Here is a 26984-nt window from a genome sequence, read left to right as displayed (position 1 = left end):
AACAAATGAGTGAATACCAGTCTCCAGGCGTATATGTTGAAGAGGTTCAGGGCGGAAGTAAATCCGTTGAGGGAGTCAGCACGAGTACTGCTGGCTTCCTTGGACAGACCGAGCGTGGCCCGGTCGAACCCCGACTCGTAACGGGTTACTCCGACTTCGAACGGCTTTACGGTGCGAGTCCGGACTCGTCCAGTTTGGACGCGGCTATCGACGGGTTCTTCAAGAACGGGGGGAGCCGCTGTTTCGTTGGCCGTGTCACCGGTGCCGATGTCGACGACCTAGCGACGGGCACTCTCATTGACGAGGACAAAAACGAAGTCGCTACAGTAGAAGCGAACGGTCCCGGTCAGTGGGGCGAGTCCGTGGCGGTCATCGTTCAGGAGAGCAAGTACCCCGGCCAGTTCGACATCGTCGTTCGGTACTGGTCCGGTGACCTCGAAGCAGTCAGTAGTCCGCGTGGTGACCGTCCTGACCCATCACCTGATGTCGAAGAAGTTTACGACGGTCTTTCCGCTGATCCCCAGGCGAGCAACTTCTACGAGAAGCAACTCGATGGATCCGTCCTCGTTGACATCGAGTACAAAGAGGACGGCATGCCCGTCGAGGGGCTCACCTGGCTGAACCGCAACAGTGGTGAGGATACGTTCACCGACGGCGGTCTGGTCGAGACCGGCGGCGAAGAAACGGTCGTCCACGTCCCCGAAGATCTCGATGATCTGAAGAAGGACGAACTCAAGGACATCGCGGGTTCCCTCGAACTCGACGTCAGTGGGGCGAAGAAAGACGAGATCATCATCGACCTCGAGGACGTCCGCGAAGGAGAAGTCGATGTCGATGCGCAGGTCGTCACCGAAAAGCCAGAAGCAGACGGCGTCGTCACGCTGAACGACTACGAGGGTATCAACAAGCCTGGTCTTCGAACTGGGCTCGCCGCCTTCGAGGCGATCGACGAGATCTCGATGGTCTGTGCGCCGGACGAAAACGACATCAAGGGTCTGACTGACTCCATCGTCGCCCACTGTGAGAACATGGGTGACCGGTTCGCTATCCTGCAGTCACCGCAGAACCCCGGTCCGATCTCCGACATGGAGACGCCGGTCGACTCCACCTACGCGGCGTACTACTACCCGTGGGTCGAGGTACTCGACCCCGTGACGAACCGCGAGAAACTCGTTCCGCCGGGCGGACACATCGCCGGTATCTACGCCCGAACGGACCAGGAACACGGTGTTCACAAGGCCCCTGCAAACGAGACGATTCGCGGCATCGTCGGTCTCAAAAACAGTATCACGAAAAGCGAGCAGGATATACTCAACCCGAAGGGTATCAACTGTATCCGCAGTTTCCAGGGTCGTGGGATCCGCGTCTGGGGCGCTCGCACCACGTCGACGGACCCCGAATGGAAGTACCTCAACGTCCGTCGTCTCTTCCTGTTCATCGAGCAGTCGATTCAGGAGGGGACTCAGTGGGCCGTCTTCGAGCCGAACGACCAGGACACCTGGGGCCGTATCCGCCAGTCCGTCAACAACTTCCTGCGCACCGTCTGGCGAAACGGCGGTCTTCAGGGCCAGAGCGAGGACGAGGCCTTTTACGTCAAATGTGGGGAGGAGACGATGTCCGAAGACGACATCGACAACGGCCGTCTGATCGTCGAGATCGGCGTTGCGCCCGTCAAGCCCGCTGAATTCGTTATCTTCCGCATCAGCCAAGACACTGACCAGGCCTAACAACACACCCAGAACTGATTCCAAACCACACCCGCTGTATTCGTAATTACCAATGTCCAAATCACAACCGATCTCGAACACGCAATTCGATGTCGAACTCGACGGGACGAACATCCCGGGCGTCGTCGAAGTCAAGCTTCCCGAAAAGAACGTACAGACCCACAATTACCGCGAGGGGACGGATATGGCCTCCGGGTCGAAGCACCTGGGTGAGGTCACCTACACCAAACTCGAGTTCGCGCGTACCGCGGACAAAGAGAACAAGACCCTCGACGACTGGCTCAAGGCGGCTGAGGAGGGCCGTGAGGAGGACGCGAAGAAGCAAATCGCGGTCATGCTCAAGGACCGTACCGGACAGACGGTTGCCCGGTACAACATGGAAGGAGCCATGATCATCCAGTACAGTCCCCCGGAACTCAACGCGACTCCGGGTGGAGACCAGATCGCTGTCGAGACATTCGTCGCCGACTTCGACACGATGCAGATCGACAGATCGTAATGAACCACGCCACGACTGACCCGACGGACGGGTATGCTGTCGACCGGTTCCGTGAGGAGTGCCACGTCGACGGTGAAGGGTATCTCCACACCGGAACGTCCTCGGGGCATGTCGACACAATAATCATCCAGACGGACGAACAACGCCGGTAACCGATGACCCAAGAGACACTCCAGACCGAGTTCGAGTTCACCCTCCCAGAGGGATACGTAGACGACGAAGGGACGCTCCATAAGGAGGGTCGTATGCGGCGTGCAACGGCTGCAGACGAGATCCAGCCGCTGAATAATCCGCGCGTCCAGTCGAACTCGTCGTATCTAACGGTCGTTCTGCTCGCGCGGACCGTCACCGACCTCGGGTCACTCGAGACCATCGACGAGGAAGTCATTCAGAACCTCTTCGTCTCGGATCTCGAGTACCTGCAGACGATGTACGAACGCGTCAACAACGGCGGTGTGAACGCGGTCGACACGGTCTGCCCCGACTGTGGTGAGCAGTTTGCCGTTGAGGTCGAGACCGGAGCTCATCTCGCCGACCCATCCAGTGGGAACGCCGAAACGGGTATGACGCCAGCAGGTGCGAACGTCGACACTCAGTCTAGAGATATCTCGACTGTCTCCGATACCGGAGATTCGCCCACCGAGGAGGACGTGGATACGGGAAATCAACCGGAATGATCCACCTGCACGACCCTGACGTGTTGTTCGAAGAAGCAGCCTTCGTGGCCTATCACTTCGGATGGAGCCGTAAAGAAGTACTGGAGATGCCCCACTGGGAACGTCAGCGGTGGTGTGAGGAGATCAGCGAGATCAACGAGCAGATGAACAACAGCAAGGGCAGCCAATCAACGAGTCAGCCCGAACAGCAGACTCCCAACTTCCTCGATGCCGAGGACAGTGGCAAGGTGCTGTCGAAGTCGCTCGACGAAATCCGCGAGGAGTAGCCCCCACGATAGAACACGGATAAACCATGTCAAATGCGAATACGTCTGACGGAAGCCCCTACAAACAGTACAATTTCGAAGTCGTAATCGACGGGGAATCCGTCGCCGGCTTCTCGGAAGTCTCCGGGATCGCGATGCAGTTAGAGACCGTCTCGTATCAAGAAGGCGGTGTTGACGAGTACGTCCATCAACTTCCAGACCAGTTCGCACACGCTAACCTCGTCCTCCAGCGAGGGCTGACGGACGACGTAACGTTCTGGGAGTGGATCCAAGACGTCATGAGTGGTAACTTGACGAGGAAGAACGTGACGGTGAAAGTCAAGGAGAACTTCATGGGGCCGAACACTTGGGGCTGGCAGTTCCTCGATGCATACCCCACGACCTGGCGTGGACCCGACCTCATCGGTGGCAATCAGGGTGGCGTCGCTATCGAAACGATCGAACTCGCCTACAAGAATTTCAATAAACTGTCCGGCGCACCCAAGTAAACCGCCTCGGGGTCAAGTCTCGAGGCACTCACCTTGTCCAGCTGTAGACCGGAGACGAGACTGTTAGTCAGTATCAGGTCGTTTTTTGACGCCGACATCCCGTTGTGCAACACGTGTGAACGCAGCTTCGTTTATCGATTGGATCATTACGGGAGATGCTTCCACCGTTATCGACGGCTGATACGTCGCGTCGAACCGAGCATAGAGGGAGAGTAACTGCTCCAACGGAAGGTCGGTGATCGAGAGACCGATTCGGGTATCCTGATCGATGGCATCGATCTCCGTCGGTTCGAACACGCCTACGTCGTCTATCGTCTGGAAGACGAGTCCGAGCGCTTGCTGCTGGCCGAGGGTACCGCTGACGTTGTCTTCGTCTTCTCTGGGATAGGCCGTTACGAGATAGTCGACGGTGACCGGGGTCGGTGGGTCACGTCGTGCGGAGTCTCCCACTTGCGTCTTGTTCATGGAACCAACAGAGCCATCCTTGCGAACTTGATACGGATAGAGCCCGATTCGGACGGTCGAGTTCGCATCGATGTCCCCGGGTGAGATCAGTTCGATCTCGTCGGGGTTGACCGGGAGTTCCGGATAGGCAGCGGTTTCAGCGAGTAGGTCGACGAGAGCTTCTGTCACATGTCGGATCGCTTCGTACGTCATCGATCAGCCTCCACGAGAGCCAGAACCAGTAGTGAGACTCCTTCCCCTCGCATACGGCGTTCGTTCGTCGGCTGTCGGAAAAAGGCCGTGGTCATCGTCGGCTCCGTCGTCCGTCTTCGGAGTTTTGTGGTGGTTCTCTGAGCCCATCAGTGTAGGGGGCAAACGCGGACTCTCGGACGACACGTCCGGCGTCACGGAAGTCACGCTCGAGAACCCGGACAGCGTGTTTCATCCGAATCGAGTTAGCATCGCTGCTGGCAGCCTCGACAGCGATTCGCTTGGCTAGCGAGGCGATCTCACCACCACTGAGTTCGAACTGGGCGAGCCACTCAGCGTCGATATTATCGGTCGGCGTCTCGTCGGGAAACGCAGCCGACCAGATCGCATCTCGGGTGTCTTCCTGTGGGTACTCGAATCGAACCGTGTGGTTGATCCGACGGGTGAACGCCTCGTCGATGTTGGATGCGTAGTTCGTCGTCAAGAGGATGACGCCGTCGTAGGTCTCGATACGCTGTAAGAGGTAGTTCACCTCGGCGTTGGCGTACCGATCCGTCGCATCGGACACTTCGGCCCGGTCACCGAACACCGAATCCGCCTCGTCGAACAGGAGGATAGCGTTGGACTGTTCGGCGGCTTTGAATATCTGCTCTAGGTTTTCCTCGGTCTCCCCGATGTATTTGCTCACGACACTTGACAGGTCGATCTTGTAGATGTCCATTCCGACCTCGTTGGCGAGCGCTTCCGCGGCCATCGTCTTCCCGGTGCCTGGCTTTCCTTTGAACAGGGCGACCACGCCGGCGTTCTGCTCTTTGGTCCGGAAACCCCAGTCGTCGTAGATACGGCCACGATTCGAGATATGTGCCTGGAGCTGGTCGAGTTTTCGGTCGGTTTCATCCCGGAGGATAACATCGTCACGGGAGACGGACGGGGTAACGTGTTGGGCAAGATCCGCAAGGTCACTCGATGACTGTGCCCGACAGCCCTGACGGATCTGTTGGACTGTCGGACTGTCGTCACCAGCGAGGGTCTCTGCAGCCGCTATCGCTGCCTCCAGCTGTCCCAGTGTCAGGTCGTACGTACTCGCCATCTGCTCGGGGTCCAGTTCGTCCGGTAGGTCATCAGCTCGATCGTGCCAGAACTCACGCCGTAGTTGGATCGTCGGTCGTTCGAACTCGACGAGTGCGTCAACGGGTTGACGGCTGGTCCCCGAAGGCGTCCAGGCAGACTCACCCACGAGAAACACGTCCTCGACGACCGGCGCGAATCGGTCGACAACAGCCGTCAACGACCGGTTCGTGTCCCGGTTCGAAACGATCGCCGTGTCGGCACCGAGAACCACCACTGGACGCCCCTGAATGGCCGTCTCTCGAACGACAGTGTCGAGTAGGCCAGCGTCGAGTGTCGTCGGCAGGTCAATCTGGAGGAAGGTGTCGTCATCGCAGAGGGCTGCTGCGGCTCGTCGTGGGCCACTTCCCCGGGGTCCGTGGAAGTAGAGCCTTCGTCCGCGGCTATCGCTATTTTTCAGGGATCGTAGTGTCGAGCGTGTATCATCACCCACGAGCAGGTCGTCGAGGCTGGCATCGGCAGTCTGTTCGGTCAGAACGGCGTCGACGAAATCGATCGCGTCGACGTCGGCAGGTGTCCGGAGTCGACTGTCGACTGTCCCATGACCGAGCAAGTAGGCGTAGATCCGCTCCTCGACGCGGAGTTCGTAGTTCAGACGTGAGTCGGACTGTCCGGGTCCGCTGGGTGGGTCAAGGACGACGAGGTCGTATTCGGAGAGGGGTGACCCCTGTCCGAACAACTCGGTGGCATCGAGGAACTCATCGGGTGTCGCGGAGAACAGCCCAGCGACGAGTTTCACCGTCGGCCGTTGTTTGCTCGCGTCGTTGTGGAGTCGCTCGAATAGTTCACTGACGGTTGGAGTGACATCCGGGAGTAACGCGAGCAGAAGGACGTCCAGATGCCGTCGCGTAAGTTCGAACGCGTCCGCGATGGTGGCCAGCCGAAGGTCGACGCCGTCGGCACGGGCGGCAGTCCGTCGGGCTTCGATGTCGCTCCGGGCGCGTTCGAGTTCCTCGTGGATTCCGTCGGGAATGACGAATTGGGGTTCGTCCGGAAGGGGCGCTCCTGTCCCGTCGGGACTGAGTCGGTCAGTGTCCGCGAGGGTCGCATCCGAAGCGACATCGTGCTTGCTGTCAGTGAGTTCGCGTAAGAGGTGATCGATACAGGCGAGTTCGTCGAGGATGTGTGCGGTGGAGTTCTGGTAGGTCATCGTTCTCGCACTCGTCCGGGAGAGGATCGATCGGCGGGTTCCTTTACTCCGGCTGGAATAAAGAAATATATGGGTGGGCCATCAAATCAATCTATCGATGGGATCTCGCTCACTGAGTGAGGTGACCGAGGATGCCGAACGGTCTCCCGGCACGGCCCGGAAGCGTGAGCAGGCGTCTCGGTCGTCTCAATCTACCGACCTGCGGTCCGCCCAGTCTTCGGGGGAGCGGTTCGGTGTCGACCTCTACAAGGACGGGTTGGACATCAAGCTCCAGCGACTCGCACGTGATCACGGTCCACAGCAAGTCCGGTCATGGGCCGAGGAAGGGATGCCCGTGGAGACGATGGGCAAACCCTGGGACATGGAAGCGTTCCGGGAACGCCAACAGGAACGCCCGACCGAAGTCCCCACCGACATCGAGCGCCGGCACAACAAGTCAGTCCAGCGCTCGCGTGGCGCACACAACGCACCGAGCAGGGATGGAGATACGCAGGTCCCCGACTCGGTGCGTGACGTGATCTCCTCGCCCGGCCAGCAACTGGACACATCCATTCAGCGCGCGATGGAAGCGCGCATGGGTGACAGTCTGGGTGACGTCCGGATTCACACCGGCCCACAGGCCGCCAGCGCCTGCGAGGACATCAACGCCCGCGCGTTCACCGTCGGCAACCACGTCGCGTTCAACCACGGCGAGTACGACCCCGAATCAGCCGAAGGACAGCACGTCCTCGCCCACGAACTCGCCCACGTCCGCCAGCAAACCGGTGGTGCGATCTCGATGCTTCCCCAAGAGGGAACCCTCGAGATCGACCCGGACGAGCGCCTCGAACGCGAAGCCGAAGAAACGGCCCAGCGAGTCATGCGTGGCGGGAAGATCGGCGTCCATCGCATGCGGAAATCCGAGGTCCACGTCCAGCGGATGCCTGATGCGGAGCATCTTGAGCAGGCACGCGAGCAGGTGGCTGCCGACAGCGATCACCTCACTCTCGCCGAGGAGGTCTCCCAGATCAAAGATCGACTCTCGTCGGTCGAGGCGGCTGTTGGCGGAGAGTCGACGCTGGACAGTGTCGGCAAAGCCGTCTCGCAGGGTGCCGTCGGCGCAGTCGGGGGGTTACTTGGTGCGATCGGCGGCACGATGGTATCGCCGGGCGTCGGCACCATCGGTGGCGCAGCAGTCGGCCAAGAGGTCGCCAAAGGCGTCGCTGGAGACGTCACCAAAACGTTGACCGGCAAAGCCTACGAGAGAGGCACCGAAACCGTCAGCGAACTGGCCACGAAAGCCAACACGCAGATCGAGCAACTCGTCGAGCAAACCGTCACCGACCTGCTCGGTAAATCCGACAACGGTGGCGTCTCACAAGGTGTTGGGAAAGGAGGGAACGTTTAATCATGAAAGCAATTATTACTGGAGAGAATGACGAGCGGGTGGGTGTGAACCTCCGCGATAACAACGACACTGAACACGTCATCGAGATGGAGTTCGATGGCGAAATTAAGTACCACCAGTGCGAGACGTACGATGACAAGGCCGCGAACCGGACACCTACGGAGAACGAATACAACGAGCAGGCTCGGAAGTACGCGCGGTACTGCGTGTATCTGGAACGGGGGTACGATACGCTTCCGCGAGCCGAGCATCCAGGGCGCATCAACGCGGTGAGACTCGCCATTCAGGACCTATCCGATCCCGAATTCGAGGAGTTGTTCGGCGACTTCTATCGCCAAATTCGGAGTTATCACGACTACGATACCGACCGGCCGATCTCCGAGCCCCCGCTGGCGTCCGATCACGTCCTCTACCGCCAGAACCTCTACCTCGGTCTCGACCCACTCGAGACAGACGTTGTGGCTGGCGCTCAGGAGATGGCCGACGCCTACGGCTTAGATCTCGCCAACGACTCGGTCACTGAGCAAGCCGTCGACACGCTTTCCTCGGCCGACCTCGACGAGTGGCGTGCGTTCGCCGACGACCTCGCCTCCCTCGCCGCGGACGAAAACGTCACCCTCGCGGACGGTACGTACGTCGATGCGGTCTCCTCACTGTACGCCACCTACCTCGACGATAGCGGCGAACAGCACACGAGCGACCCCGAATACGACCCGTTCGAACGCGACCCGGATACGGTACTCGAGCTGCCACCGATCGACCCCCGCTCGATCGAGGACTTCCGCGACTACCTCGATCATCATCTCAAGTGCCAGGTTCGGGACTGCTTCGTCCGCATGGGTGTCGAACCACCCGAGGAGTTCCGCGTGCTGGGGAACGGCCGACTCGAAGCCGTCGCCGCCTACAAACTCCTAGAAATGTACCCAGACTACCACGATTCCGACACAGAAACGCCGCTCCCGTAGCTACTCATGGACACTCGTACCACCGGATCCAGCGCTGGCTCGACGAGGGCATGACTGCCGACACGAGAGGCAAACCTTGGGACATGGAAGTCCCGCCGAGGTGCCGACCGACATCGAGCGCCGGCACAACAAGTCGGTCCAGCGCTCGCGTGGCGCGCACAACGACCACGCGAAAGCCGGTGACACGAAGGTCCCCGACTCGGTGCGTGAGTGATCTCCTCGCCCGGCCAGCAACTCGACACGTCGATTCAGCGCGCCATGGAAGCGCGCATGGGTGACAACCTGGGTGATGTCCGGATTCACACCGGCCCACAGACCGCCACCGCCTGCGAGGACATCAACGCCCGCGCGTTCACCGTCGGCAACCACGTCGCGTTCAACCGCGGCGAGACTGACGTAGAACGGATCCGATCGACGCTCGCCTGCAAACCGGTAGAGCGCGAACGAACTCCGGGCAGTTAGGCCTCGAGGATCTCGATCAGGTTCCCCTCCGGATCGCGCAGGAACATGATCGTGGTCCCGCTCTCGGTCGTCCGCGGCCCGCTGATCGTCGGCACGTCGTCGGGGAGGTCGGCGGCGAATGCCTCGAGGTCGTCGACCGAGAGCCCGACGTGGGAGGCCCCCGGCTGGTTGAGCCCCGCCGCCGGTGAGCCCCGGGCTTCCGGCTCGTACTCGACGAGCTCGATCCGGACGCCGCCGGCCTCGAGATGTGCGAAGTCGGCGCTCGCACCCTCGACCCCGACGGCGTCGGAAAAGGCCTCGCCGCCGACGGCGAACCGATCGACGACGGTGAGATCGAGGGTATCGCGGTAGAACGCGAGCGTCGCCTCGAGATCGCTGACCGTGAGACCGACGTGGTGGGCACTGCAGTCTGTCATGAGTCGGTCGTCCCAGCGCGAAGAAAAAACGCTTCCGTCTGCGGGCAGCGGTCGGGGGCCGGCGCGGCGGCGTCCACCGCTTTACGCCATCAGTCGTCCGCCATCGAAGCGAGGTCGCTCGCCTGCTGTCGCAACGCGGCCGGCATCGCGGGAACGTCGCTCGCCGAAACCGCCCCTTCGGCCTCGAGTTCGTCGAGGGACTTCGGGAACGCCCGCAGTTCCTTGTGGATCGCGAGGCCGGCCTTCGCGCCCTGGCCCATCGCGACGGGGATCTGGTTGTGGCCGGGCGTCAGGTCGCCGACGGCGTAGAGTCCGTCGACGCTCGTGCGCCCGTGGTCGTCGACGGAGACCGTGCCATCGTCGTTGATCGCAGCGCCGAGCGACGCTGCAAGGTCGTTGTTGTAGTCGCTGCCGTACATCGCGAAACCGCCCCGATACTCGCGGACGCTCCCGTCCTCGAACTCGAGTGCCTCGAGCCAGCCGTCGTCGCCGTTGCGGACGCCAGTCACGTCCTCGCGGACGATATCGACGGGGTGGCCCTCGAGCAGGGTCGCGGTCTCATCGCTCCAGGTCGGCTCGTCGCCCCGCAGCAGCAGGTCGACGTCGTCGGTGAAATTCAGCATGATCATCGCGACGTGAGCCGCGCTCTCACCCGATCCCATCACGTAGACCGACTCGTCGACGAACATGTAGGCGTCGCAGTGCAGACAGTAGTGCAGCCCGCGGCCGGTCCGGGGCAGCGGCGGGTCGGGCCGCTCGTCGCTGAAGCCGGTCGCGAGGACGACGCGCTCCGCGGCGGCGGGTCCCTCGGTCGTCTCGAGGGCGAACGAGTCGCCGGCCCGTTCGATGCCAGTCACGAACTCACGGCGGTAGTCGGCTCCGTAGGACTGGAGCTGGTCGACGGCCGTCGAGAGGAACTCGTTGCCCGACACCGACTCCGGCGTGCCGATGACGTTGTGTGTCTCCTGCATCATGGCCGCACGGCCGCCGCCGCGGTCGAAGACGGCGGTCTCGTGGCCGAGTCGCGCGGCGTACAGCGCGGTCGTCAGCCCCGCCGGGCCGCCGCCGACGACGGCGACGTCGTACTGGCGGTCCGCTGCGATCGAATCGCGGGTCGTCCCATCTGACTCACTCATGGTAACTCGGTTACGACCGCTCACGTATAACTGTCAGCTATCGTTGAGGTAACCCGGTTACTGGCCGGTAAGTGACCCGCGCCAGCCCGACTATCTGGGTCGAACGGTAACTGATAGTAAGTCAGTAACGGGTGGTAACTATAAACGACTCCAGCACCAACTCACATGCATGGAAGAGTCGACGCGGGAACTCGAGGTCTGGTGTGCTGGCGAAGAGTGGTGCCCGATCACCTCGACCGCGACGCTGCTGGGCAAGAAATGGCATACTGTTATCATTCACCGCTTGCTCGCCAACGGCCCGCTCGGGTTCAACGCCCTCGAGACGGAGGTCGACGGCATCTCGAGCAAGGTCCTCTCGGACGCCCTGGAGGACTTGGAGGAGAAACGGCTCGTGAACCGCGAGATCGTCAGCGAGAAACCGGTCCGCGTCGAGTACTCGCTGACCGACCTCGGCCAGTCGCTCGAGCCCGTCATCACGGAGATGCGTGAGTGGGGGCGCGAACACCTCGCGGCCGCGGCGGACGAATCGGAGTCGATCGCCTGATCGGACTGCTGGAACGATGTCCTGGTGCAACCGCAGGCGGTCACAGTTACATCGGAAACGACCGACGGTAGTCCTCTAGATCCGGCGTCCCTGCGGTCCGGTTCGGTGCCGGGCCGAGACAGTCCGGTCAGTAGTTATGTAGCTCCCCAACGATACGGTCGGTATGCGCGATCCGTTCGTCGTCGTCGGCGGTGACGCAGCCGGAATGTCCGCGGCGAGCAAGGCCAGACGCGAGGCACCGGACCGCGAGATCATCGTCTTCGAGAAGGGGGAGTGGGTGTCCTACGGAGCCTGTGGGCTGCCCTACTACGTCAAGGGGGAGATCCAGTCGCTCGAGGACCTCGTCTCGGTCACGCCCGAGGAGTTCCGCGAGGAGCGCGACATCGATCTCCGGACGGGCCACGAGGTCGTCACGATCGACACCGAGGCCCGGACGATCACCGCCGAGAGCGAGTCGGGGACCGTCACACAATCCTACGGCGATCTCCTGATCGCGACTGGCGCGGAAGCCGTCGTCCCGTCGATCGACGGCACCGACCGCGAGGGCGTCTACACGCTGGGCTCGATGAGCGACGGGAAGGAACTCCGCGAGTACGTCGCCCGCGCCCGCGACGGCGAGGGGTTTCAACAGCCCGACCGGGGGCCGGCCTGTCGCTTCCTCGAGGACTGTACCGGCCCCGTCGGCGTCGTCGGCGGCGGCTACATCGGCATCGAGATGGCGGAGGCGCTGGCCGAAAACGGGTTCGAGGTGAACCTCTTCCAGCGCGGTGACCGCGTCTTGAAAGGCTTCAGCGACGAAACCAGCGAGTACGTCGCCGATCACCTCCGGGACGAGGACGTCGCGCTCCATTTAGGGGCGGAGGTCAGGGAACTCGCGGGCGACGACCGCGTCGAGGCCGTCGTCACCGCCGACGACCGGATCGAGGTCGAGATGGTCCTGCTCGGCACCGGCGTACGACCCCGAACTGATCTCGCCGAAGACGCCGGGATCGAACGCGGCGAGACCGGCGCGATCGCGGCCGACGCCTACCGCGAGACGAGTGCGCCCGACGTCTACGCCGCCGGCGACTGCGCCGAGGCGACCCACGTCGTTACGGGCGAGCCGACCTACGTCCCGCTCGCGCTGACGGCCAACCGCCACGGGCGCGCGATCGGGCAGACGGTTACCGGAACCCCGACCGAGGGCGGCGGCGTCGCCGGCACGGCCGCTGTCAAGGCCTTCGACGTCGAAGCCGCCCGTACCGGACTCGTGGACCACGACGAGGCCCGCGCGGCCGGCTTCGATCCCGTCAGCGAGACGGTGACGGCGAAGTCGCGGGCTGGCTACTACCCCGACGGCGGGAACGTCCGGCTCACGCTGACCGCCGACCGCGACTCCGGACGCGTCCTCGGGGCCAGCCTCACAAGCGAGTACGGCGAGGGCGCGGTCCACCGGAGCCACGCCGTCGTCGCCGCGCTCTCGGAAGGCGCGACCGTCGGCGACGTGGAGAACTACGACCTCGCGTACGCGCCGCCCTTTAACACCACCTGGGACCCCGTCCTCGTGGCGGCGAAGGTCCTCGGCGGGGCCCTGCAGGACTGAGTCGCTCGAGTCAGTCGGCGCTCGACCCGTTTCGCCGGCGATCACGCGGGGAAAACGAGGGGGCTCCGCGGAGCGTCAGCAGCCGAGCGCGTCGGCCAGTTCGTGGAACGACGCCACGGTCAGGTCCGGGTCGCCGGCGACCGGCTCCCACGGGCGGCCCTTCCGGTCGACCCATGCGCCCTGCATGCCGGCGTGTTTCGCGCCCATGACGTCGTACCAGCCGGCGGTGACGTGGACGATCCCGTCGATCGGGGTGCCGGTCCGGGCGGCCGCGTGGCGGTAGAGTTCGGCGGCCGGCTTGAACGTCTCCACCTCGTCGGCGCTGATCGTGTCCGCGAGGAGGTCGCCGATGTCGGCGTGTGTGACCATCGAGGAGAGCATGTCGGGGTCGCCGTTCGAAACGACATAACAGTCGTAACCGCCCTCGCGGAGTCGTTCGATGCCGTCGCGAACGTCGTCGAAGACCTCGAGTTCGTGATAGACCGCGAGGATCTCGTCGCGCTCGTCGGGGCCGACGTCGACGCCGTGGACGTCCAGCGCGTACTGCAAAGCGTCGCGGTTCATCTCGTAAAACGGCTGGTAGGCGTCGAGGAAGTTCGCGACGAGCGTGTACTCGAGCGAGCGGAGCCGCCAGAGCCGCGAGATCGGTTCGGGGTCGTCGACCCGGTCGGCCAGCGCCCGTTCGGCCGCGTCGACGTCGACGAGCGTACTGTACGAGTCGAACGTCACGGTCTCGACCGCGTCGGAATCGAACGCCATGTCACCCCCTATGCGGCCCCGGGTCGATAATTCGCGGGGTCCAAAAACGGGGCCGTCGCCGTCAGTACTCGGCAGCAGCGCCGCGGACCGTCACTCCGACATGAAATCGCTGGCCAGACCCGGAACGACCGTCTCCCCGAAGTGGACCGCGAGGACGACGACGATCGGGCCGAGGAACAGCCCCCACCAGCCGAACGCGAGCGTGCCGAGGAAGTAGCCAAGCAGAACCAACCCCATGTGGACGCCGCTGCGCGCGGAGAGGAACGACCGCGCGAAGAAGTCAGGGACGGTGTCGACGACGACCAGCGTGAGCGCGAGGAAGGCGATCGGATGCCAGAGCGGCGTCGGCGTCGTCAGTGCGACCCCGAGGAGGACCAGTCCGTAAGGAACGTAGACGATCTTCATTCCGACCGCCGGGATCAGCGTCCCGATCCCGATGAGCAGGGCGAGCAGGACCGGCGTCGGGACGACGGGCCCGCTCGAGGCGACGTAGTTGAGCCCGTAGAAGACGACGACGGCCGCGCTGGCTGCGACCGCGATGACCGCCAGGTTGCTGAGAAAGACCGTCTCGAGGTCGTCATCGACCGCCTGCGTGTACGAGACGATATCCTCGTCGTGGTCGATGCTCTCGTAGAACCACTGCCGCAGCTTCCAGTCGTCCCGCAGGAGATAGAAGAGGAAGGTGAGCATGAGGAAGAACCGCGCGAGGATCCCGAAGCCGGCCGCGACGACCGACTGCAGCCGGCCGACGACCCCCGGCAGACCCTGCCGGAGGGCGCTCGCGACCGAGCCGCCCGAACCGGAGGCGATCGCCTCCCGCAGTCGATCGACGTTCCCCCGTCTGACTACCCCTAGGTACGGCTGGAAGGTCGATCGGACGACCTCGAGATCGCTCGAAGCGAGGAGTTGGTCGAGTTCCCTGAGTGCGACGACGACCGCGTAGGCGACGACGGCCAGCATCGGGAGGATGACCAGCAAGAGTGTGACCGTCGCCGTCACGTTCGGATGGTCGATGTACTGGTCCAGCCGCCGGTAAAGCGGCCGCGTCGCGTAGTAGAGAAAGACCGCAAACAGGAGGGGCCCGATATACCGGAAAAGCGCGAGGCCGATCAACGCCGCGAGGACGAGACCGAGTCCGACCCAGGCGACCCGCTTGCCGTCCCAGCTATCGAAGACGCCCATGGGAACCGCAACAGGCGGAAGAGCCAAAAACGCCCGTTACGGGACGTGTCACTGTAATCGGTTCGTGACCGTCAGCCCGAGGTACCGGACCGGGAACGGTACGCTATGCGACGACGGCTCGAACCTGCAGGTACTCGACCCGGATCGCGTTGTCGCCGAACCAGTCCTCGAGCGCCCCCACGGCGTCCCGGCGGAGCGCGGCCCGGGCCTCGTCGTCGTCCATCCGTCGCAGGACCGGCGAGAGCGGCCCGGACTCCTCGGCGAACTCCCGCCAGAAATGCCGCGGCGTGGCGTAGCGAAAGTCGAGCAACCGTCGCTGGAAGGAGAGATCGGCGACCTCGGCAAACTGCTCGCGGACGAAGTCGGGCTCGCCCCACTCGAGGTGGGCCCACGGATCGCTCGGCGGTGCCGTGACGTGGTCGGTCAGGACCTCGGTGAGGTCCCCGACGACGCCGGTGGGCGACCACGCGGTGAAACAGACCCGGCCGCCGGCGGTCGTGACCCGCCGGAGTTCCGCCCCGGCGCGGGTCGAGTCCGGCGCGAACACGTGCCCGAAGTTCGAGAGGACGACGTCGAACGCGTCGTCGGGAACCGGGAGCGTCTCGGCGTCGCCGACGAGCCAGCCGATATCGTCGTGGCCCGCGAGTCCGGCGTTGTCACGCGCCAGCTCGAGCATCTCGGGGGCGAGGTCGAGACCGACCACGTCGGCACCGGCCCGGCGGGCGGTCAACGCGGCGTTGCCGGTTCCACAGCCGACGTCGAGGACGCGGTTGCCCGGATCGATGCCGGCGGCGTTGACCAGTCGTGCGATGGCCGGTAGCATGTTCGGTGCCATCGCGGGGTACCGGCCGGCCGACCAGACGTGTCTCGCCGATCGGTCGTCGGCGTCGTCGGATCCTCCATGACCGATGGTCGGTCGCCACGCACAAAAGTCGATAGCCGGCCCGACCGCCCATCCCTTCCGTGTCGGGGCCACTGTTTTGTGGCCCGCTCCCGTGGCACTGCTATGACGAGAACGGCCGTCATCGCCGGCGTCGGTCCCGGACTCGGTGCATCGCTCGCCCGCAAGTTCGTCGACGAGGGCTGTCGGGTCGGGCTGTTCGCCCGCTCGGACGACTCCCTCGAAGCCCTCGCAACCGAGCTGGGCGACGACGCGCTCGCGGTCCCGACGGACATCACGGACCCCGAGGCGGTCGCAGCGGGGTTCGACGCGGTTCGCGAGGCGTTCGGCCCCGTCGACGTCCTGATCAACCACGCCAGCGGCGGCTCGTGGAAGGGACTGCGAGAGATCTCGCCGGACGAATTCGAACGCGCGTGGCGCGTCTCGGCCCACGGTGCGTTGCTGTGTTCGCAAGCGGCCGTCGACGACATGCTCGCCGGGGACGGCGGAACGATCGTCTTCACCGGCGCGACCTCGGCGGTTCGGGGCCGCGACGGTGCGATCGGCTTCAGCGCGGCGAAGTTCGCTGTCCGGGGGATGGCCGAGTCCATGGCTCGAGAACTGGGTCCCGAGGGGATCCACGTCGCCCACGTCGTGATCGACGGCGGGATCCGTCCGCCCGAGATGGACGACGCCGCCGAGGCATCGGGGTATCTCGATCCGGACGCCATCGCGGACTCCTACTGGCACCTCGTGACCCAGGACCGGTCGGCGTGGACGCTCGAGTTGGACCTGCGACCCCACGTCGAGGCGTTCTGAATCGGGCGTCTCGAACACGGACCAGCGTTATTGTCGCGGCAGTCGTCCGTGCGGTATGACTCGCGTCGCACTGATCGCCCACGACGAGACCAAGCCCGATCTCGTCGAGTTCGCCCAGACCCACGAAGCACAGCTCCGAATGTACGACCTGGTCGCGACCGGGACGACGGGGAAGCGGCTCCGCGAGGAGACGGACCTCGAGGTCGAGCGCAAGGAGTCGGGACCGCTCGGCGGCGATCTGATGATCGGTGCCGAAGTCGCGGCAGGGGAACTCGACGGGATCGTCTTCCTCCGGGACCCGCTGCGGGCCCAGCCCCACGAGCCCGATATCTCGGCGCTGTTGCGGATCTGTGACGTCCGCGACGTCGCGCTGGCGACGAACCGCTCGTCCGCGGAGTTCCTCATCGAAGGGCTGGCCGAGTAGCCGGCCGACCGCCGGGCCGCGGGGGCGGTATACTACCACGACCCGATACGGCAGAGCCACGGCGGTCGCCCGGAAGGGATAGTTTCAACCGGCTCGAGCCCCCTCACATATCCATGCCACGCGCGGTCGTCTTCGACCTCGACTACACGCTCGCCGTCCCCCGGCGGGACCGGACGACCATCCTCGAGGAAGCCGCGACCGCGACGGGCGCGCCCTCGCTCTCCCGCGAGGCCTACCTCGAGGCCCACCGCCGGAACCTCACCAGCGAGACGCGCGAACCCATTTTCGAGGACTTGCTCGCGGACACCGACAGCGACGCCGATCCGGCCGCCGTCGCGACCGCGTATCGGGAGACGATTTCGGACTCGCTCGAGCCCCTGCCCGGCGTCGAGGCCATGCTCGCCGATCTCCGAAGGAGCTACCGCGTCGGCCTGCTGACCAACGGCCCCGTCCGCGCCCAGCGGGACAAACTCGAGACGCTGGGCTGGGAGGACGCCTTCGACGCCGCCCTGGTGACCGGCGAACTCGAGGCGGGCAAACCCGATTCCCGCGCCTTCGGGGCGATCACGGACGAACTCGGCGTCGCGCCCGACGAGGCGGTCTACGTCGGCGACGAGGTCGAGGCCGACGTTCGGGGCGCGACCGAGGCCGGGATGCGGGCCGTACAGGTGCTGCTGTCGGACGGGCCTGGACCGGATCCGCGGGCCGTCGCACACCTCGAGCAGGGCGATCTCGCGGCGGCGTTACCGGGGGTTCTCGAGGGGCTCGAGTGATCTGCTTCCAGAGTGTCGTACTCTACCTACGAAGCTAGTATTCGCGTCACCCGACCGGCGTACAGATTGAGCGAGCGTGTCGTTTTGCTATCGTGGCAACACGGAGTTGCCACACCCTCCCCAGCCGATTCGTTCGCTCTTTTCAGTCGCTCACTCATCCAACGGAAGACGCGAAGCGTCTTCCGAGCAGTCGCTCGTTTCACTCGCGACGACCTCGCACGGTGTTAGGCCGCGGTTCGTCGACGACGAGCCGCGTCCCAGCGTGCGCCACCGCCGGGAATACCCGCGTTTGCGATGTGCTGGAATTCTATGCGTCGGCCTCCTCGAGTTCTCGCCCCACCCGCTGGACCACGTCGGTTGCGCGCTTGACGGCGGCCCCGCTCTCGAGGAAGACCAGCGTCTTCGGCGGCTCGGTCGCCTTGGGTCGGACCCGAAGCTCGAGGGCCGACGCCGCGTCGGCCGCTCGGTCCTGTCCCGCCTCGAACTCGAGGCGGGCCCGGTCCTCGTGAACGAACACGCGGGCGAGACGCTCGTCGCGGTAGGTGACATCGTACGCGCGAGTGCCGTCGGCCGACGGCTCGACGTCCCGGTCGGCGTTGGTCACGGCGACGCACTCGAGCAGGCCGTCCTCGCGGCCGTCGAGTTCGCTCGAGAGGAGTTCGGCGATGCGGCGACCGTCGGTGATCCGGTCCTCGACCATATCCAGTCGGTCGTGACGGCGGGATTTAGTACCAACTGAAACGGGTTCCACGCTGCTCGGACGCGAAGTCGCTATGAGCGGCCGAACTCGGCCGCTCATAGCCGGCGTATCGCGAGCAGGTGGGCGATGACTTTCAGTCGGTACTAACAGTCCCCTTCGGTGTCGAGGACGGCCTCGCGGGCGACCGGGGCGAGGTCGTCGACGTCGATCCCCTCGCGGCGGGCGTAGACCACCGCGGCGGCCTCGATGGTCAGCCCAAGTTCACCCTGGAGGGTGTTGATCGCCCCGACGGCCTCGTGTTTCTCCATGCCCTCGGCGACCAGCGAATCGAGGACGCGTTCGAACGCCGACCGTTTCCGCAGGAGGTCCTCGTCAGGGTCGAACTCCTCGGGGATCGTCACCTCGCCCGGCTCGAAGGTCGCTGCGAGTCCGTCGTCGGTTCGGTCCAACAGCCCCTCCTCCGTCGCGATGTCGATCAGTCGCTTGGCCTGATCGGGGGAGAACCAGTCCCGATCGAGCGAGAGCGCGACGACGAACTCGTTTTCCTCGAGCCGGCGGCTCCCGTGCTGGATGAACGGGGCCGCGACCGCGACGCGGAGACTCATCGGCGACGACTTGCTCGAGCGGCGAGAAAACGATGACGGTTCGGACGGTCCGCGCTCGCGGGCGGTCGCCGGCGATCAGTCGGAGGCGCGGCCGCCGCCACTGCTGTTGCGGTCGGCCCGGGACGGCGGCGGGAACTCGCCGGCGGTCGACTCCGACGTTTCGGGAAGCACGCAGCGGGCGGGCTCGCGGTTGACGTGGCGGTACTGGTCGGGCGCGTTCGCGAGCGGGTGGGCGGGGTTCTGGTCGCTGTCGATGCGGGCGGCCCGCACCTCGTCGAACCCGTTGAGACGGGCGCGGATGCCACGCCAGTGATACTGTGTTGCGGTCGGGACGGAGACGGGACGGGGCGATTTCCCGTCCGGATGGCGCGTCGCGAGGATGGTGCTGTTGACGTTGCTGGCGAGCGCGTCGTGGTCGAGGAGGACGCCGACGGAGGCGTCCCGCGGCGCTCGAGCGGCCAGTACGTCGAGCCCGAGATGCAACGCCCGATACTCCGCGACGTTGTTGTCCGGCGGCGTATCCGCGGTCGCGATCCGTGCGACGCGGGTACCGTCGCGGGTTTCGATAACGGCACCCAGCCCGCCACCGGCCTCCCGGAAGGACCCGTCGGTGGCGACGTAGAAGTCTCGGTGGTGGGTCCGCGGGGGGTGGGCGATGTGAGGCGTGGGCGACTCGTCGAACAGGTCCCGCAGTGCGGGCCGGCCGTGAGCGGCCATACGCCCACGTAGGCCGGTCGCCGACTTAACTATTCTGTCCCTGATAACATGTGCCAAACAGACGCATACGGAGACGAATCGGCACCGAACCGTCGTTCTCGGGTCACACTCGAGTGTTCTTCGTCGCGACGAGCTGGGCGAGCGACGACGACAGTCGAACCCCGGCCGATCGGGATGGTATTGCTGCACGTTCGAAATCGAGACTGTCACGAAACGGTGTACGAACGGCTAATTCGGCGGTATCGTCCGATACGTGGCTCGTACGACCGACACCGGAATCGAGGGTGAATCGGGACTCGAGCGGACCCAATCTGTATTGGCAGTAGGTGTAATACCACTGGGTGCCTGCTCGACGTATGAACCAGACGAACGCGAGCCGGATGGAAGCGGCCTGTTCCCTTCTCGCCGAGTCCGAACGCCGGTATCTCCTCTATCAGCTGGCCGAGGACACCACCGCGAACCTCGAGGACGTCGTCACGCAGGTCGCCGCTTGGGAACTCGACGCCCGTCCCGCGACGATCGGGAAGGAACAGCGCCAGCGGATCTACGTCTCGCTGGTCCACAACCACCTCCCGCGGCTCGCCGACTACGATATCATCGATTACGACCTCCGCAGCGGCGACGTCGTCCTCGATGACGGGTTCGACGACATCAAACCCCTGCTCGAGCAGTTCAAACAGACCGAGGAGAAAGTCGAGATCCGCGAACTGCCCTCGCTCTGAGACCCCGTCCCGGTGGCGGCCGATCGACCGCCGGAGTCGCCGCTGGCGTCGACTCGAACCGAAATTCATAGGCACTTTCTCACGGAACAGTCACCGTGAGCCGATATCAGACCCTCTCGCTCTTTCTGGTGCTTGCAGCGTTGTGGGGAGCAGCGTTCGTCGCGATCAGTGCCGGGCTGTCGCATCTCCCGCCGATACTGTTTGCGGCGCTTCGATACGACATCGCCGGGCTCCTGATGCTCGGCTACGCGGCCGCCGTCGCCGACTGGCGACCGCGCGATCGGGCCGGCTGGTGGCAGGTCCTCGTCGGTGCCGGGCTCCTGATCGCGGCCTACCACGCATTCCTGTTCGTCGGCCAACTGCACACGACCGCCGCGGCGGCCGCCATCGTCGTGAGTCTCTCGCCGGTCCTGAGTACTGGGTTCGCTCGGGCGCTCGTCCCCACGGATGCCCTCTCTCCCGTCGGTCTCGTCGGCGTCGTCGTCGGACTCGTCGGCGTTGCTATCGTCGTCCGCCCCGATCCGGGCAGCCTGCTCGCGGCGGACGCCGTGGCCAAGGGACTGGTCTTCTGTGCCGCGCTGGCCTTTGCCCTCGGTAGCGTCCTCACCCGCCGCATCGACGCCGACCTCCCGATCGAGACGATGGAGGCCTGGTCGATGCTCGGCGGCGCGGCCATGCTCCATCTCGTGAGTCTCGCGCTCGGCGAACCGATCGTGCCGGCCGATTGGATCCACCCCGAGGCGATCGGCGCGCTCGCGTACCTCTCGGTGGGGGCCAGTGCCGTCGGCTTCCTCATCTACTTCGAACTGCTCGAGCGGCTGGGTGCCGTCGAGATCAACATGGTGTCCTACGTCGCTCCGATCGTCGCGGCCGTGGTCGGCTGGCTCTACCTCGGCGAGGTCGTCGACGACGCCGCACTGGTCGGGTTCGGCGTCATCGTCGTCGGCTTCCTCCTCGTGAAACGCCGGGCGATCCGCCGGGAGCTGGGGCAGGTCCGGTCCCGAGAGGCGAGCGAGTAGGCGGCCCCTACCGGCGATGGGCGTGACCGACGTACAGCGATAGCAAGTTGCCGGCGAGCAGGCCGAGAAAGAGCCCGCCCTCGAGCGCCGAGGAGAGACCGGTCGCGAGCAGGGGGAGGTAGGCTGCGGGGAGAACGATCGCCGCCCAGAACCCGACGGCGCGAATCGGCGTCGCCAGTCCTGGGACGGCGCGCTCGAGGAGGCCGTGGTCCTCGTCGGAGCGGCCGTCCGGCGCGTTCGGGCCCGCGGATCGTCGGTCGTCGAGGGAGGGAGGACTCGCCATCGAACTCGTCGATCGATCGTTGCCCGCCGCGGTGTATATACCGGGTCGACCGTTTCGTCGGTTACCCCGGATTCAGCCGGACTCGGCCGACGGAACGGTCTGTTTACCGACGGAAACGACTCGTTCATCGATCCAGCGGGCGGTGCCGAACGAACTCGGTCGGAGGTTTATCCGTGATCGCGGGGCAACGCTCGCCATGAGCGACATCGAACGGATCGAACAGCGGCTGTCGGCGCTCGAGCGCGCGGTCGTCGACGGCAACCCCGAGGTACCGGCGCTCGAGGACCGCGCGTCGCTCGCCGCCGACCTCGAAACGGCCGTCGAGCGCCTCGAGGCACACGACCGACGGCTCGCCGACCTCGAGGGACGCGTCGACGCGGTCGAGGGTGCCGTCGGCGGCGTCGAATCGGTTGACGACGCGGTCGAACGGCGGGCCAACGCGGCCGTGGCGGCGGTCGACCGGCTCGAGTTCCGCATCGACGGCCTCGAGCGAGCCCTCGAGAGCCACCACGATCGAAACGGTTCGCGGTCCGGTTCCGAACCGGGAGACGAGGGGGCGGCCGAGCGAGCAGCGCCGAAATCGACGGCCGACGCTCGAGACGAACGCGAGTCGGGGAGCCCGCCCATCGCGTCGTCGGACGCGGCCGGGGAAAGCGGTGAACGCCCCGGCGTCGAACGGACCGTCGAGGCGATCGTGTCGACGGCCGACGACGACGGACGCTCGAGCGGCGACCCGCTGTCGGAGGGCGAGGTGGACGGAGCGGCGGCCGCGGACGGAGCGGCAGCCACGGACGAGGCGGACGGGACGACCGGCATCCTCGGATCGCTCCGGGACAGACTCCCGTGAACCGCTACGTCGTCGCCGCCGTCCTGACGGTCGCGCTCGCTGCGCTCGCCGCACCGGCGATCGAGCGGGGTGCGACGATGAACACGCACCGGCAGGTCGAGACCGGGATCGCATCGGTCGACGACGCCGCGACCGATCTCGTCGCCACTGAGGAGCCGTCGCCCGACGGCCACCCGAACCCCCGACGAGTCGTCGAGTTGACGCTCCCGCGTCGCTCGCTTACGACCGTCGCCGTCGACCACGTTCGGATCGTTCCGCGGGCCGACCGACGCGCCACCGTCGTCCGGTACGCGCTCGCGGACGGACGGGTCCGTGAGACGATCATCGACGAACGGATCGTCGGGGGCGATCCCGACGACACCGAGCCGTTCGTAGTCCGTGAGCGTGGCGAGAACAGGCTCGCGTTGACGCTTCGGACCGACGCGGACGGGAAGCCGGTCGTCGTCGCGAGCCGCCTGTGAGTTTAAATCGGATGCCGCGGCCAGCGCCGGTATGTTACAGAACCCACCCGAGCGGCTCCGCTCGGTCGTCGATCGCGTCGACGGCACGCGGCTCGGTCTCGGGGGCCTCTTCGACAACTGGAGCGACGAACCGGACACCGGGTGTACGTGTCGAACGGCCGTCGAAGCGGAGACGCTCCGGATCGACGCGAGCGACTGCGACGGCCGCCTCGAGTCGGCCGTCCCCTGTCGCCGGACCGCGATCGAGGCACTCGCCGACCGCGAAGCGAACGCAATCGTCGTGCGATCGAACGGCCTCGAGCGCCGGTACGCAGACTGCGGCGTCGCCCTGCTCGGTTCGGCCGGCCGGTTCGTCGCGCTGCGTGGCCATCGCGACGACCGGCTGGCGTCGGCCGCCGCTCGGGACCCGCTCGCCGTCGGCGAGGAACTCCGGACCCGAGTCGGTCCGGTCGCGGACATCGGCGTCGAATCGGGACTCGTGGCGGCCGCCGAGCGCGCTGAGGGCTACGAGTCGGCCCTGACCGCGACCGTCGGACTCACGATCGGTCACTACTTCGTCGATCGGTCGATCGCCGACGGAGCGCGTCTCGTCGATGCGCGCTCACTGTCGACCGGCAGCGAGGCGCGGATCTACGACCGCCCCGACGAGACGCCGCAGTACGCCCTCGAGATCGTCGATACGACTCTCTCCGAGAGTGACCGCCGGCTCCTCCTCGAGGGCTACGAGGCGATCGCCGAGGGGGTCGTCGAGGGGGACCGGGCGGGACCGCGGGCGATCGAACGCGCGAGCGGGGAGCCAGCCACCCCCCAGCTGGCGGGCGTTCTCACGAAGCATACGGCCGGCTACGGCGTCCTCGAGGACCTGTTCGCGGACCCGCGCGTGACCGACGTCTTCGTCACCTCGCCGGTCTCGGCGAACCCGATCCGGGTCGTCGTCGACGGGGAGTCGATGCCGACAAACGTTTCGCTCACTCGAGCGGGCGCACAGGCGCTTGCGTCCCGGGTTCGACGCACCAGCGGCCGGGCCTTCTCCCGAGCGAGCCCGACCGTCGACGCGACGGCCGCGCTCGAGAACGGGACCGGCATCCGGGTGGCCGGCGTCACCGAACCGGTCGCCGACGGAATCGCGTTCGCGTTCCGGGAGCGGCCGGACGAGCGGTTCACCCTCCCTGCGCTGGTCGCGAACGGAACGGTATCGGCGGCGGCCGCGGCGTTGCTCTCGGTGGCCGTCGAGCGAAACGCCGCCGCCCTGATCGCCGGTACGAGAGGGGCCGGCAAGACGACGCTGCTTGGCACGCTGCTGTACGAACTTCCGCCGGCGACGCGGACGGTCCTGATAGAGGACACGCCGGAGCTGCCCGTCGACACGTTACAGTCGGTCGGTCGCGACGTACAGGCGCTCCGGACCGGTACCGGCGACGGTCCCGAGATCACCCCGGACGACGCGCTCAGGACGGCCCTCCGGCTGGGCGATGGCGCACTCGTCGTCGGCGAAATCCGTGGCGATGAGGCGGGAGTTCTCTACGAGGCGATGCGAGTCGGGGCCAACGCCAACGCCGTCCTCGGTACGATCCACGGCGACGGGGCCGACGATGTCGCCGAACGGGTCGTCACCGACCTCGGCGTCGAACCCTCGTCGTTCGCCACAACGGATCTGATCGTGACCGTCCAGACCCACCGGACCCCCGACGGCCGAACCCGCCGCCTCGCCGCCATCGAGGAGGTGATCGACGACGGCGACACCCACCGGTTCGAACCGCTGTACGAACTCGAGGGCGAGGACGCGGTCGCGACCGGTCGGATCGACCGCGGCGAGAGCCGGCTGGTGGACCGGCTCGCCGGACCGACCGAGTCCTACGCCGACGTACGCCGGGCGATCGCGGCCCGGACTGACCTGCTCTCGCGGCTCGCCGGCGAGGGCCGAACGAGTCCCGACGCGGTCACGCGAGCCTACGCGGACCGGACCGACGAGTGATCTCGCGATGACGTCCGTGCCCGTCGTTCGTACGCTGGCGGCGCTGTACCCGGCCGAGGTCGACGCCAGTGACGGCCTCGCGGAGTCGCTGTCGTTTACCGGTTCGCCCCACGACCCCGAGACGGTCGTCAGAGCGGGGTACGGGGCCGGAATCATCGCTGCCGTCCTCCCGCTGGGACTGTTGCTGACGCCGGCACCGCTCCCGTTCGTGGCGTTTTTCGTCCTCGTGGCCCCGATCGCGGCGATCCACACGGTTCACTCGATCCCCCATCTGCGGGCGGCGTTTCGACGGACCGAAGCCCTCGGCGACACCCCGAACCTGATCGGCCGGGCGGTGTTGCGCATGCAGGTCCAGCCCGCCCTCGAGAGCGCGATCCGGTTCGCAGCCGACACCGGCTCGGGCCCGCTGTCGCGGAGTCTCGACGCGCACATCGATCGAACGATGGGCACCGCGGGGACGGGGCTGCTGGCCTTCGCCGAGGAGTGGGCCGAGTGGTTCCCGGCGTTACGGCGGTCAGCACACCTACTCGCGACCGCCCAGGACGCTCCGGAAGCCGAGCGGTTGCGGACGCTCGATCGCGCGCTGTCGGCCGTCCTCGACGGCACGCGTAGCCAGATGGCCGAGTTCACGTCGGCCATTCGTGCGCCGGCGACCGGACTGTTCGCCTTCGGGATCATGCTCCCGCTCGCGCTGGTTTCGCTGGTCCCGGCGGTGCCGATGGTCGGCTATGCCGTCAACATCTGGCTCGTCGTCCTCCTGTACAACGTCGTGCTGCCCGGTGGGCTCGTCGGGGCCAGCCTCTGGCTGCTCGTCCGCCGGCCGGTCGCGTTTCCGCCGCCGACGATCGGTCACGACCACCCCTCGCTCCCCGATCGGCTCCGACTGCGGCCGCTCTGGGGTGTCGCCGCCGGCGGCAGCAGCTATCCCGTTCTCGTCGCGGTCGGTCCTACACACCTCGCGCCCGTCGCCGCCGTCGGTCTCGGGCTCGGGGTCGCGCTGCTCGTTACCTACCGGCCGATCCTCGCGGTCAGACACCACGTCCGCGACGTCGAGGCCCACCTCACCGACGCGCTGTACGTCGTCGGCCAACAGGTCGCCGAAGGCGAGTCCGTCGAGTCCGCCGTCGAACTCGCCGGCGACCGGGTCCCCGGCGAAACCGGCGCCGTCTTCGAGCGCGCGGCCGGCCTCCAGCGACGGCTTCAGACCGGCGTCAGGGAGGCCTTCCTCGGCGAGTACGGCGCGCTCCGATACGTTCCCAGCCCGCGCGCTCGCGGGACCGCCGCCCTGCTTGCGATCGCGGCCGACGAGGGGAAACCAGCGGGTCGCGCCATCGTCTCCATGGCCGACCACCTCGAGGAACTCGAGACCGTCGAGGCCGAGACCAAGCGGAACCTCGAACAGGTGACCGGGACCCTCGACAACACCGCGGCGTACTTCGCGCCGCTCGTGGCCGGTGCCACCGTCGGCATGGCCGACATGATGGCCAGCGACGCGCTCGTCGCGTCTGGCGAGGTCGACGCGGCCGCCTTCCCCACGGAGTCGTTGGGGATCGTCATCGGGGTCTACCTGCTACTGCTGTGTGTCATCATCACGCCGCTCTCGATCGCGCTGCGTCACGGGGTCGACCGTGCCCTCGTCGGCTATCACGTCGGTCGGACGCTCGTCTCCGCGATGGTGCTGTACGTCGTGACGGTGGCCCTCATCGGTGCCGTCCTCTGACCGCTCGCTCCCACTTC

The 26984-nt window shown here is 65.8% G+C and carries 30 protein-coding genes and 1 pseudogene; 20 read left to right on the top strand and 11 right to left on the bottom strand.

Translation table 11 applies throughout. The annotated features are described in order from the left end of the window. Window positions 1-5 precede the first annotated feature (5 nt). The 6 genes from ACERIM_RS07370 to ACERIM_RS07345 are packed head-to-tail and all read left to right on the top strand — an operon-like array spanning window position 6 to window position 3657. Window positions 6-1727, top strand: a complete 1722-nt coding sequence (locus ACERIM_RS07370) for a phage tail sheath family protein (RefSeq protein WP_049906010.1) — start codon at window positions 6-8, stop codon at window positions 1725-1727. A 52-nt stretch (window positions 1728-1779) separates the two neighbouring features. Further along, on the top strand, window positions 1780-2226 hold the full coding sequence (locus ACERIM_RS07365; protein WP_373631907.1) for a phage tail protein: 447 nt from the start codon (window positions 1780-1782) through the stop codon (window positions 2224-2226). Then, entirely contained in the window at window positions 2226-2378 is a 153-nt protein-coding gene (locus ACERIM_RS07360) for a hypothetical protein (protein WP_373631906.1), read from the top strand. Before ACERIM_RS07365 ends, ACERIM_RS07360 begins: the two co-directional genes overlap by 1 nt. A gap of 3 nt (window positions 2379-2381) precedes the next feature. After that, window positions 2382-2903 (top strand): hypothetical protein, encoded by a 522-nt coding sequence (locus ACERIM_RS07355; RefSeq protein ID WP_006650985.1) that lies wholly within the window; start codon window positions 2382-2384, stop codon window positions 2901-2903. Next, entirely contained in the window at window positions 2900-3169 is a 270-nt protein-coding gene (locus ACERIM_RS07350) for a DUF6760 family protein (RefSeq protein ID WP_006650984.1), read from the top strand. Before ACERIM_RS07355 ends, ACERIM_RS07350 begins: the two co-directional genes overlap by 4 nt. Window positions 3170-3195: 26 nt before the next feature. Then, window positions 3196-3657 (top strand): phage tail protein, encoded by a 462-nt coding sequence (locus ACERIM_RS07345; RefSeq protein WP_006650983.1) that lies wholly within the window; start codon window positions 3196-3198, stop codon window positions 3655-3657. 63 nt (window positions 3658-3720) lie between these two features. Here the strand turns inward: ACERIM_RS07345 and ACERIM_RS07340 are convergent, their stop codons facing one another. Together ACERIM_RS07340 and ACERIM_RS07335 are read right to left on the bottom strand one after the other, a co-directional pair. Then, window positions 3721-4314, bottom strand: a complete 594-nt coding sequence (locus ACERIM_RS07340) for a DUF4255 domain-containing protein (protein WP_006650982.1) — start codon at window positions 4312-4314, stop codon at window positions 3721-3723. Window positions 4315-4405: 91 nt separating this feature from the next. Then, window positions 4406-6589: an ATP-binding protein gene (locus ACERIM_RS07335; protein ID WP_373631905.1), complete on the bottom strand. Its 2184-nt coding sequence runs from the start codon at window positions 6587-6589 to the stop codon at window positions 4406-4408. A gap of 97 nt (window positions 6590-6686) precedes the next feature. Between ACERIM_RS07335 and ACERIM_RS07330 the strand changes: the two genes are divergently transcribed. From ACERIM_RS07330 to ACERIM_RS07320, 3 genes and pseudogenes are all read left to right on the top strand, one after another. Beyond that, on the top strand, window positions 6687-7976 hold the full coding sequence (locus tag ACERIM_RS07330; protein WP_084813337.1) for a DUF4157 domain-containing protein: 1290 nt from the start codon (window positions 6687-6689) through the stop codon (window positions 7974-7976). A gap of 2 nt (window positions 7977-7978) precedes the next feature. Next, a complete protein-coding gene (locus ACERIM_RS07325) occupies window positions 7979-8941 on the top strand; it encodes a hypothetical protein (protein ID WP_049906009.1) in 963 nt (320 codons plus the stop codon). A 26-nt stretch (window positions 8942-8967) separates the two neighbouring features. Then, window positions 8968-9337, top strand: a pseudogene (locus ACERIM_RS07320) (DUF4157 domain-containing protein); the annotation flags it as partial. Window positions 9338-9399: 62 nt separating this feature from the next. On the opposite strand, the gene ACERIM_RS07315 reads toward ACERIM_RS07320, so the two are convergent. Further along, window positions 9400-9819, bottom strand: a complete 420-nt coding sequence (locus tag ACERIM_RS07315) for a VOC family protein (RefSeq protein WP_373631904.1) — start codon at window positions 9817-9819, stop codon at window positions 9400-9402. An 89-nt stretch (window positions 9820-9908) separates the two neighbouring features. Then, the gene (locus tag ACERIM_RS07310) at window positions 9909-10955 is read right to left on the bottom strand and encodes an NAD(P)/FAD-dependent oxidoreductase (protein WP_373631903.1); all 1047 of its coding nucleotides are present in this window, start codon (window positions 10953-10955) and stop codon (window positions 9909-9911) included. Between the two features lie 169 nt (window positions 10956-11124). On the opposite strand from ACERIM_RS07310, the gene ACERIM_RS07305 reads away from it, so the two are divergent. Both ACERIM_RS07305 and ACERIM_RS07300 read left to right on the top strand, forming a co-directional pair. Continuing rightward, on the top strand, window positions 11125-11499 hold the full coding sequence (locus tag ACERIM_RS07305) for a helix-turn-helix domain-containing protein (RefSeq protein WP_049966065.1): 375 nt from the start codon (window positions 11125-11127) through the stop codon (window positions 11497-11499). Window positions 11500-11662: 163 nt separating this feature from the next. Then, on the top strand, window positions 11663-13081 hold the full coding sequence (locus ACERIM_RS07300) for an FAD-dependent oxidoreductase (protein WP_373631902.1): 1419 nt from the start codon (window positions 11663-11665) through the stop codon (window positions 13079-13081). Between the two features lie 75 nt (window positions 13082-13156). Here ACERIM_RS07300 and ACERIM_RS07295 read toward each other — a convergent pair whose 3' ends face one another. The 3 genes from ACERIM_RS07295 to ACERIM_RS07285 form a co-directional block, all read right to left on the bottom strand. After that, the gene (locus tag ACERIM_RS07295; RefSeq protein WP_373631901.1) at window positions 13157-13840 is read right to left on the bottom strand and encodes a haloacid dehalogenase type II; all 684 of its coding nucleotides are present in this window, start codon (window positions 13838-13840) and stop codon (window positions 13157-13159) included. A gap of 90 nt (window positions 13841-13930) precedes the next feature. Next, window positions 13931-15022 (bottom strand): AI-2E family transporter, encoded by a 1092-nt coding sequence (locus tag ACERIM_RS07290; protein ID WP_373631900.1) that lies wholly within the window; start codon window positions 15020-15022, stop codon window positions 13931-13933. A 103-nt stretch (window positions 15023-15125) separates the two neighbouring features. After that, window positions 15126-15857, bottom strand: a complete 732-nt coding sequence (locus ACERIM_RS07285; RefSeq protein ID WP_373631899.1) for a class I SAM-dependent methyltransferase — start codon at window positions 15855-15857, stop codon at window positions 15126-15128. 171 nt (window positions 15858-16028) lie between these two features. On the opposite strand from ACERIM_RS07285, the gene ACERIM_RS07280 reads away from it, so the two are divergent. From ACERIM_RS07280 to ACERIM_RS07270, 3 genes are all read left to right on the top strand, one after another. Further along, on the top strand, window positions 16029-16721 hold the full coding sequence (locus ACERIM_RS07280; protein ID WP_373631898.1) for an SDR family NAD(P)-dependent oxidoreductase: 693 nt from the start codon (window positions 16029-16031) through the stop codon (window positions 16719-16721). Window positions 16722-16776: 55 nt separating this feature from the next. Beyond that, entirely contained in the window at window positions 16777-17145 is a 369-nt protein-coding gene (locus ACERIM_RS07275) for a methylglyoxal synthase (RefSeq protein ID WP_006650970.1), read from the top strand. Window positions 17146-17258: 113 nt separating this feature from the next. Then, window positions 17259-17918, top strand: a complete 660-nt coding sequence (locus tag ACERIM_RS07270; protein WP_006650969.1) for an HAD family hydrolase — start codon at window positions 17259-17261, stop codon at window positions 17916-17918. Window positions 17919-18225: 307 nt separating this feature from the next. Here ACERIM_RS07270 and ACERIM_RS07265 read toward each other — a convergent pair whose 3' ends face one another. The 3 genes from ACERIM_RS07265 to ACERIM_RS07255 form a co-directional block, all read right to left on the bottom strand. Beyond that, the gene (locus ACERIM_RS07265) at window positions 18226-18618 is read right to left on the bottom strand and encodes a hypothetical protein (protein ID WP_373631897.1); all 393 of its coding nucleotides are present in this window, start codon (window positions 18616-18618) and stop codon (window positions 18226-18228) included. A 143-nt stretch (window positions 18619-18761) separates the two neighbouring features. Beyond that, entirely contained in the window at window positions 18762-19223 is a 462-nt protein-coding gene (locus ACERIM_RS07260) for a DUF2240 family protein (protein WP_006650967.1), read from the bottom strand. Window positions 19224-19298: 75 nt separating this feature from the next. Beyond that, on the bottom strand, window positions 19299-19940 hold the full coding sequence (locus ACERIM_RS07255) for a hypothetical protein (RefSeq protein ID WP_006650966.1): 642 nt from the start codon (window positions 19938-19940) through the stop codon (window positions 19299-19301). A 356-nt stretch (window positions 19941-20296) separates the two neighbouring features. On the opposite strand from ACERIM_RS07255, the gene ACERIM_RS07250 reads away from it, so the two are divergent. Both ACERIM_RS07250 and ACERIM_RS07245 read left to right on the top strand, forming a co-directional pair. Next, on the top strand, window positions 20297-20662 hold the full coding sequence (locus ACERIM_RS07250; RefSeq protein WP_049966054.1) for a hypothetical protein: 366 nt from the start codon (window positions 20297-20299) through the stop codon (window positions 20660-20662). Between the two features lie 95 nt (window positions 20663-20757). Continuing rightward, the gene (locus ACERIM_RS07245) at window positions 20758-21681 is read left to right on the top strand and encodes a DMT family transporter (protein WP_049966053.1); all 924 of its coding nucleotides are present in this window, start codon (window positions 20758-20760) and stop codon (window positions 21679-21681) included. 7 nt (window positions 21682-21688) lie between these two features. On the opposite strand, the gene ACERIM_RS07240 is transcribed toward ACERIM_RS07245, so the two are convergent. Further along, the gene (locus ACERIM_RS07240; protein WP_006650963.1) at window positions 21689-21964 is read right to left on the bottom strand and encodes a hypothetical protein; all 276 of its coding nucleotides are present in this window, start codon (window positions 21962-21964) and stop codon (window positions 21689-21691) included. A gap of 196 nt (window positions 21965-22160) precedes the next feature. Here ACERIM_RS07240 and ACERIM_RS07235 point away from each other — a divergent pair, with 196 nt between their 5' ends. Genes ACERIM_RS07235 through ACERIM_RS07220 form a run of 4 tightly spaced genes read left to right on the top strand, consistent with a single transcriptional unit; the run spans window position 22161 to window position 26967 of the window. After that, complete coding sequence (locus ACERIM_RS07235; protein ID WP_373631896.1) at window positions 22161-22811, top strand: hypothetical protein; 651 nt, start codon at window positions 22161-22163, stop codon at window positions 22809-22811. Next, the gene (locus tag ACERIM_RS07230) at window positions 22808-23272 is read left to right on the top strand and encodes a hypothetical protein (protein ID WP_049966051.1); all 465 of its coding nucleotides are present in this window, start codon (window positions 22808-22810) and stop codon (window positions 23270-23272) included. Before ACERIM_RS07235 ends, ACERIM_RS07230 begins: the two co-directional genes overlap by 4 nt. 31 nt (window positions 23273-23303) lie before the next feature. Beyond that, on the top strand, window positions 23304-25247 hold the full coding sequence (locus ACERIM_RS07225) for an ATPase, T2SS/T4P/T4SS family (RefSeq protein WP_373631895.1): 1944 nt from the start codon (window positions 23304-23306) through the stop codon (window positions 25245-25247). A gap of 7 nt (window positions 25248-25254) precedes the next feature. Continuing rightward, complete coding sequence (locus ACERIM_RS07220; protein WP_373631894.1) at window positions 25255-26967, top strand: secretion system protein; 1713 nt, start codon at window positions 25255-25257, stop codon at window positions 26965-26967. The last annotated feature ends 17 nt before the right edge of the window (window positions 26968-26984 follow it).

Source organism: Natrinema sp. H-ect1 (assembly GCF_041821105.1).
GTDB lineage: Archaea > Halobacteriota > Halobacteria > Halobacteriales > Natrialbaceae > Natrinema > Natrinema thermotolerans.
Note: the sequence above shows the minus strand (reverse complement) of the source record. Positions and strands in the feature narration are given on the sequence as shown.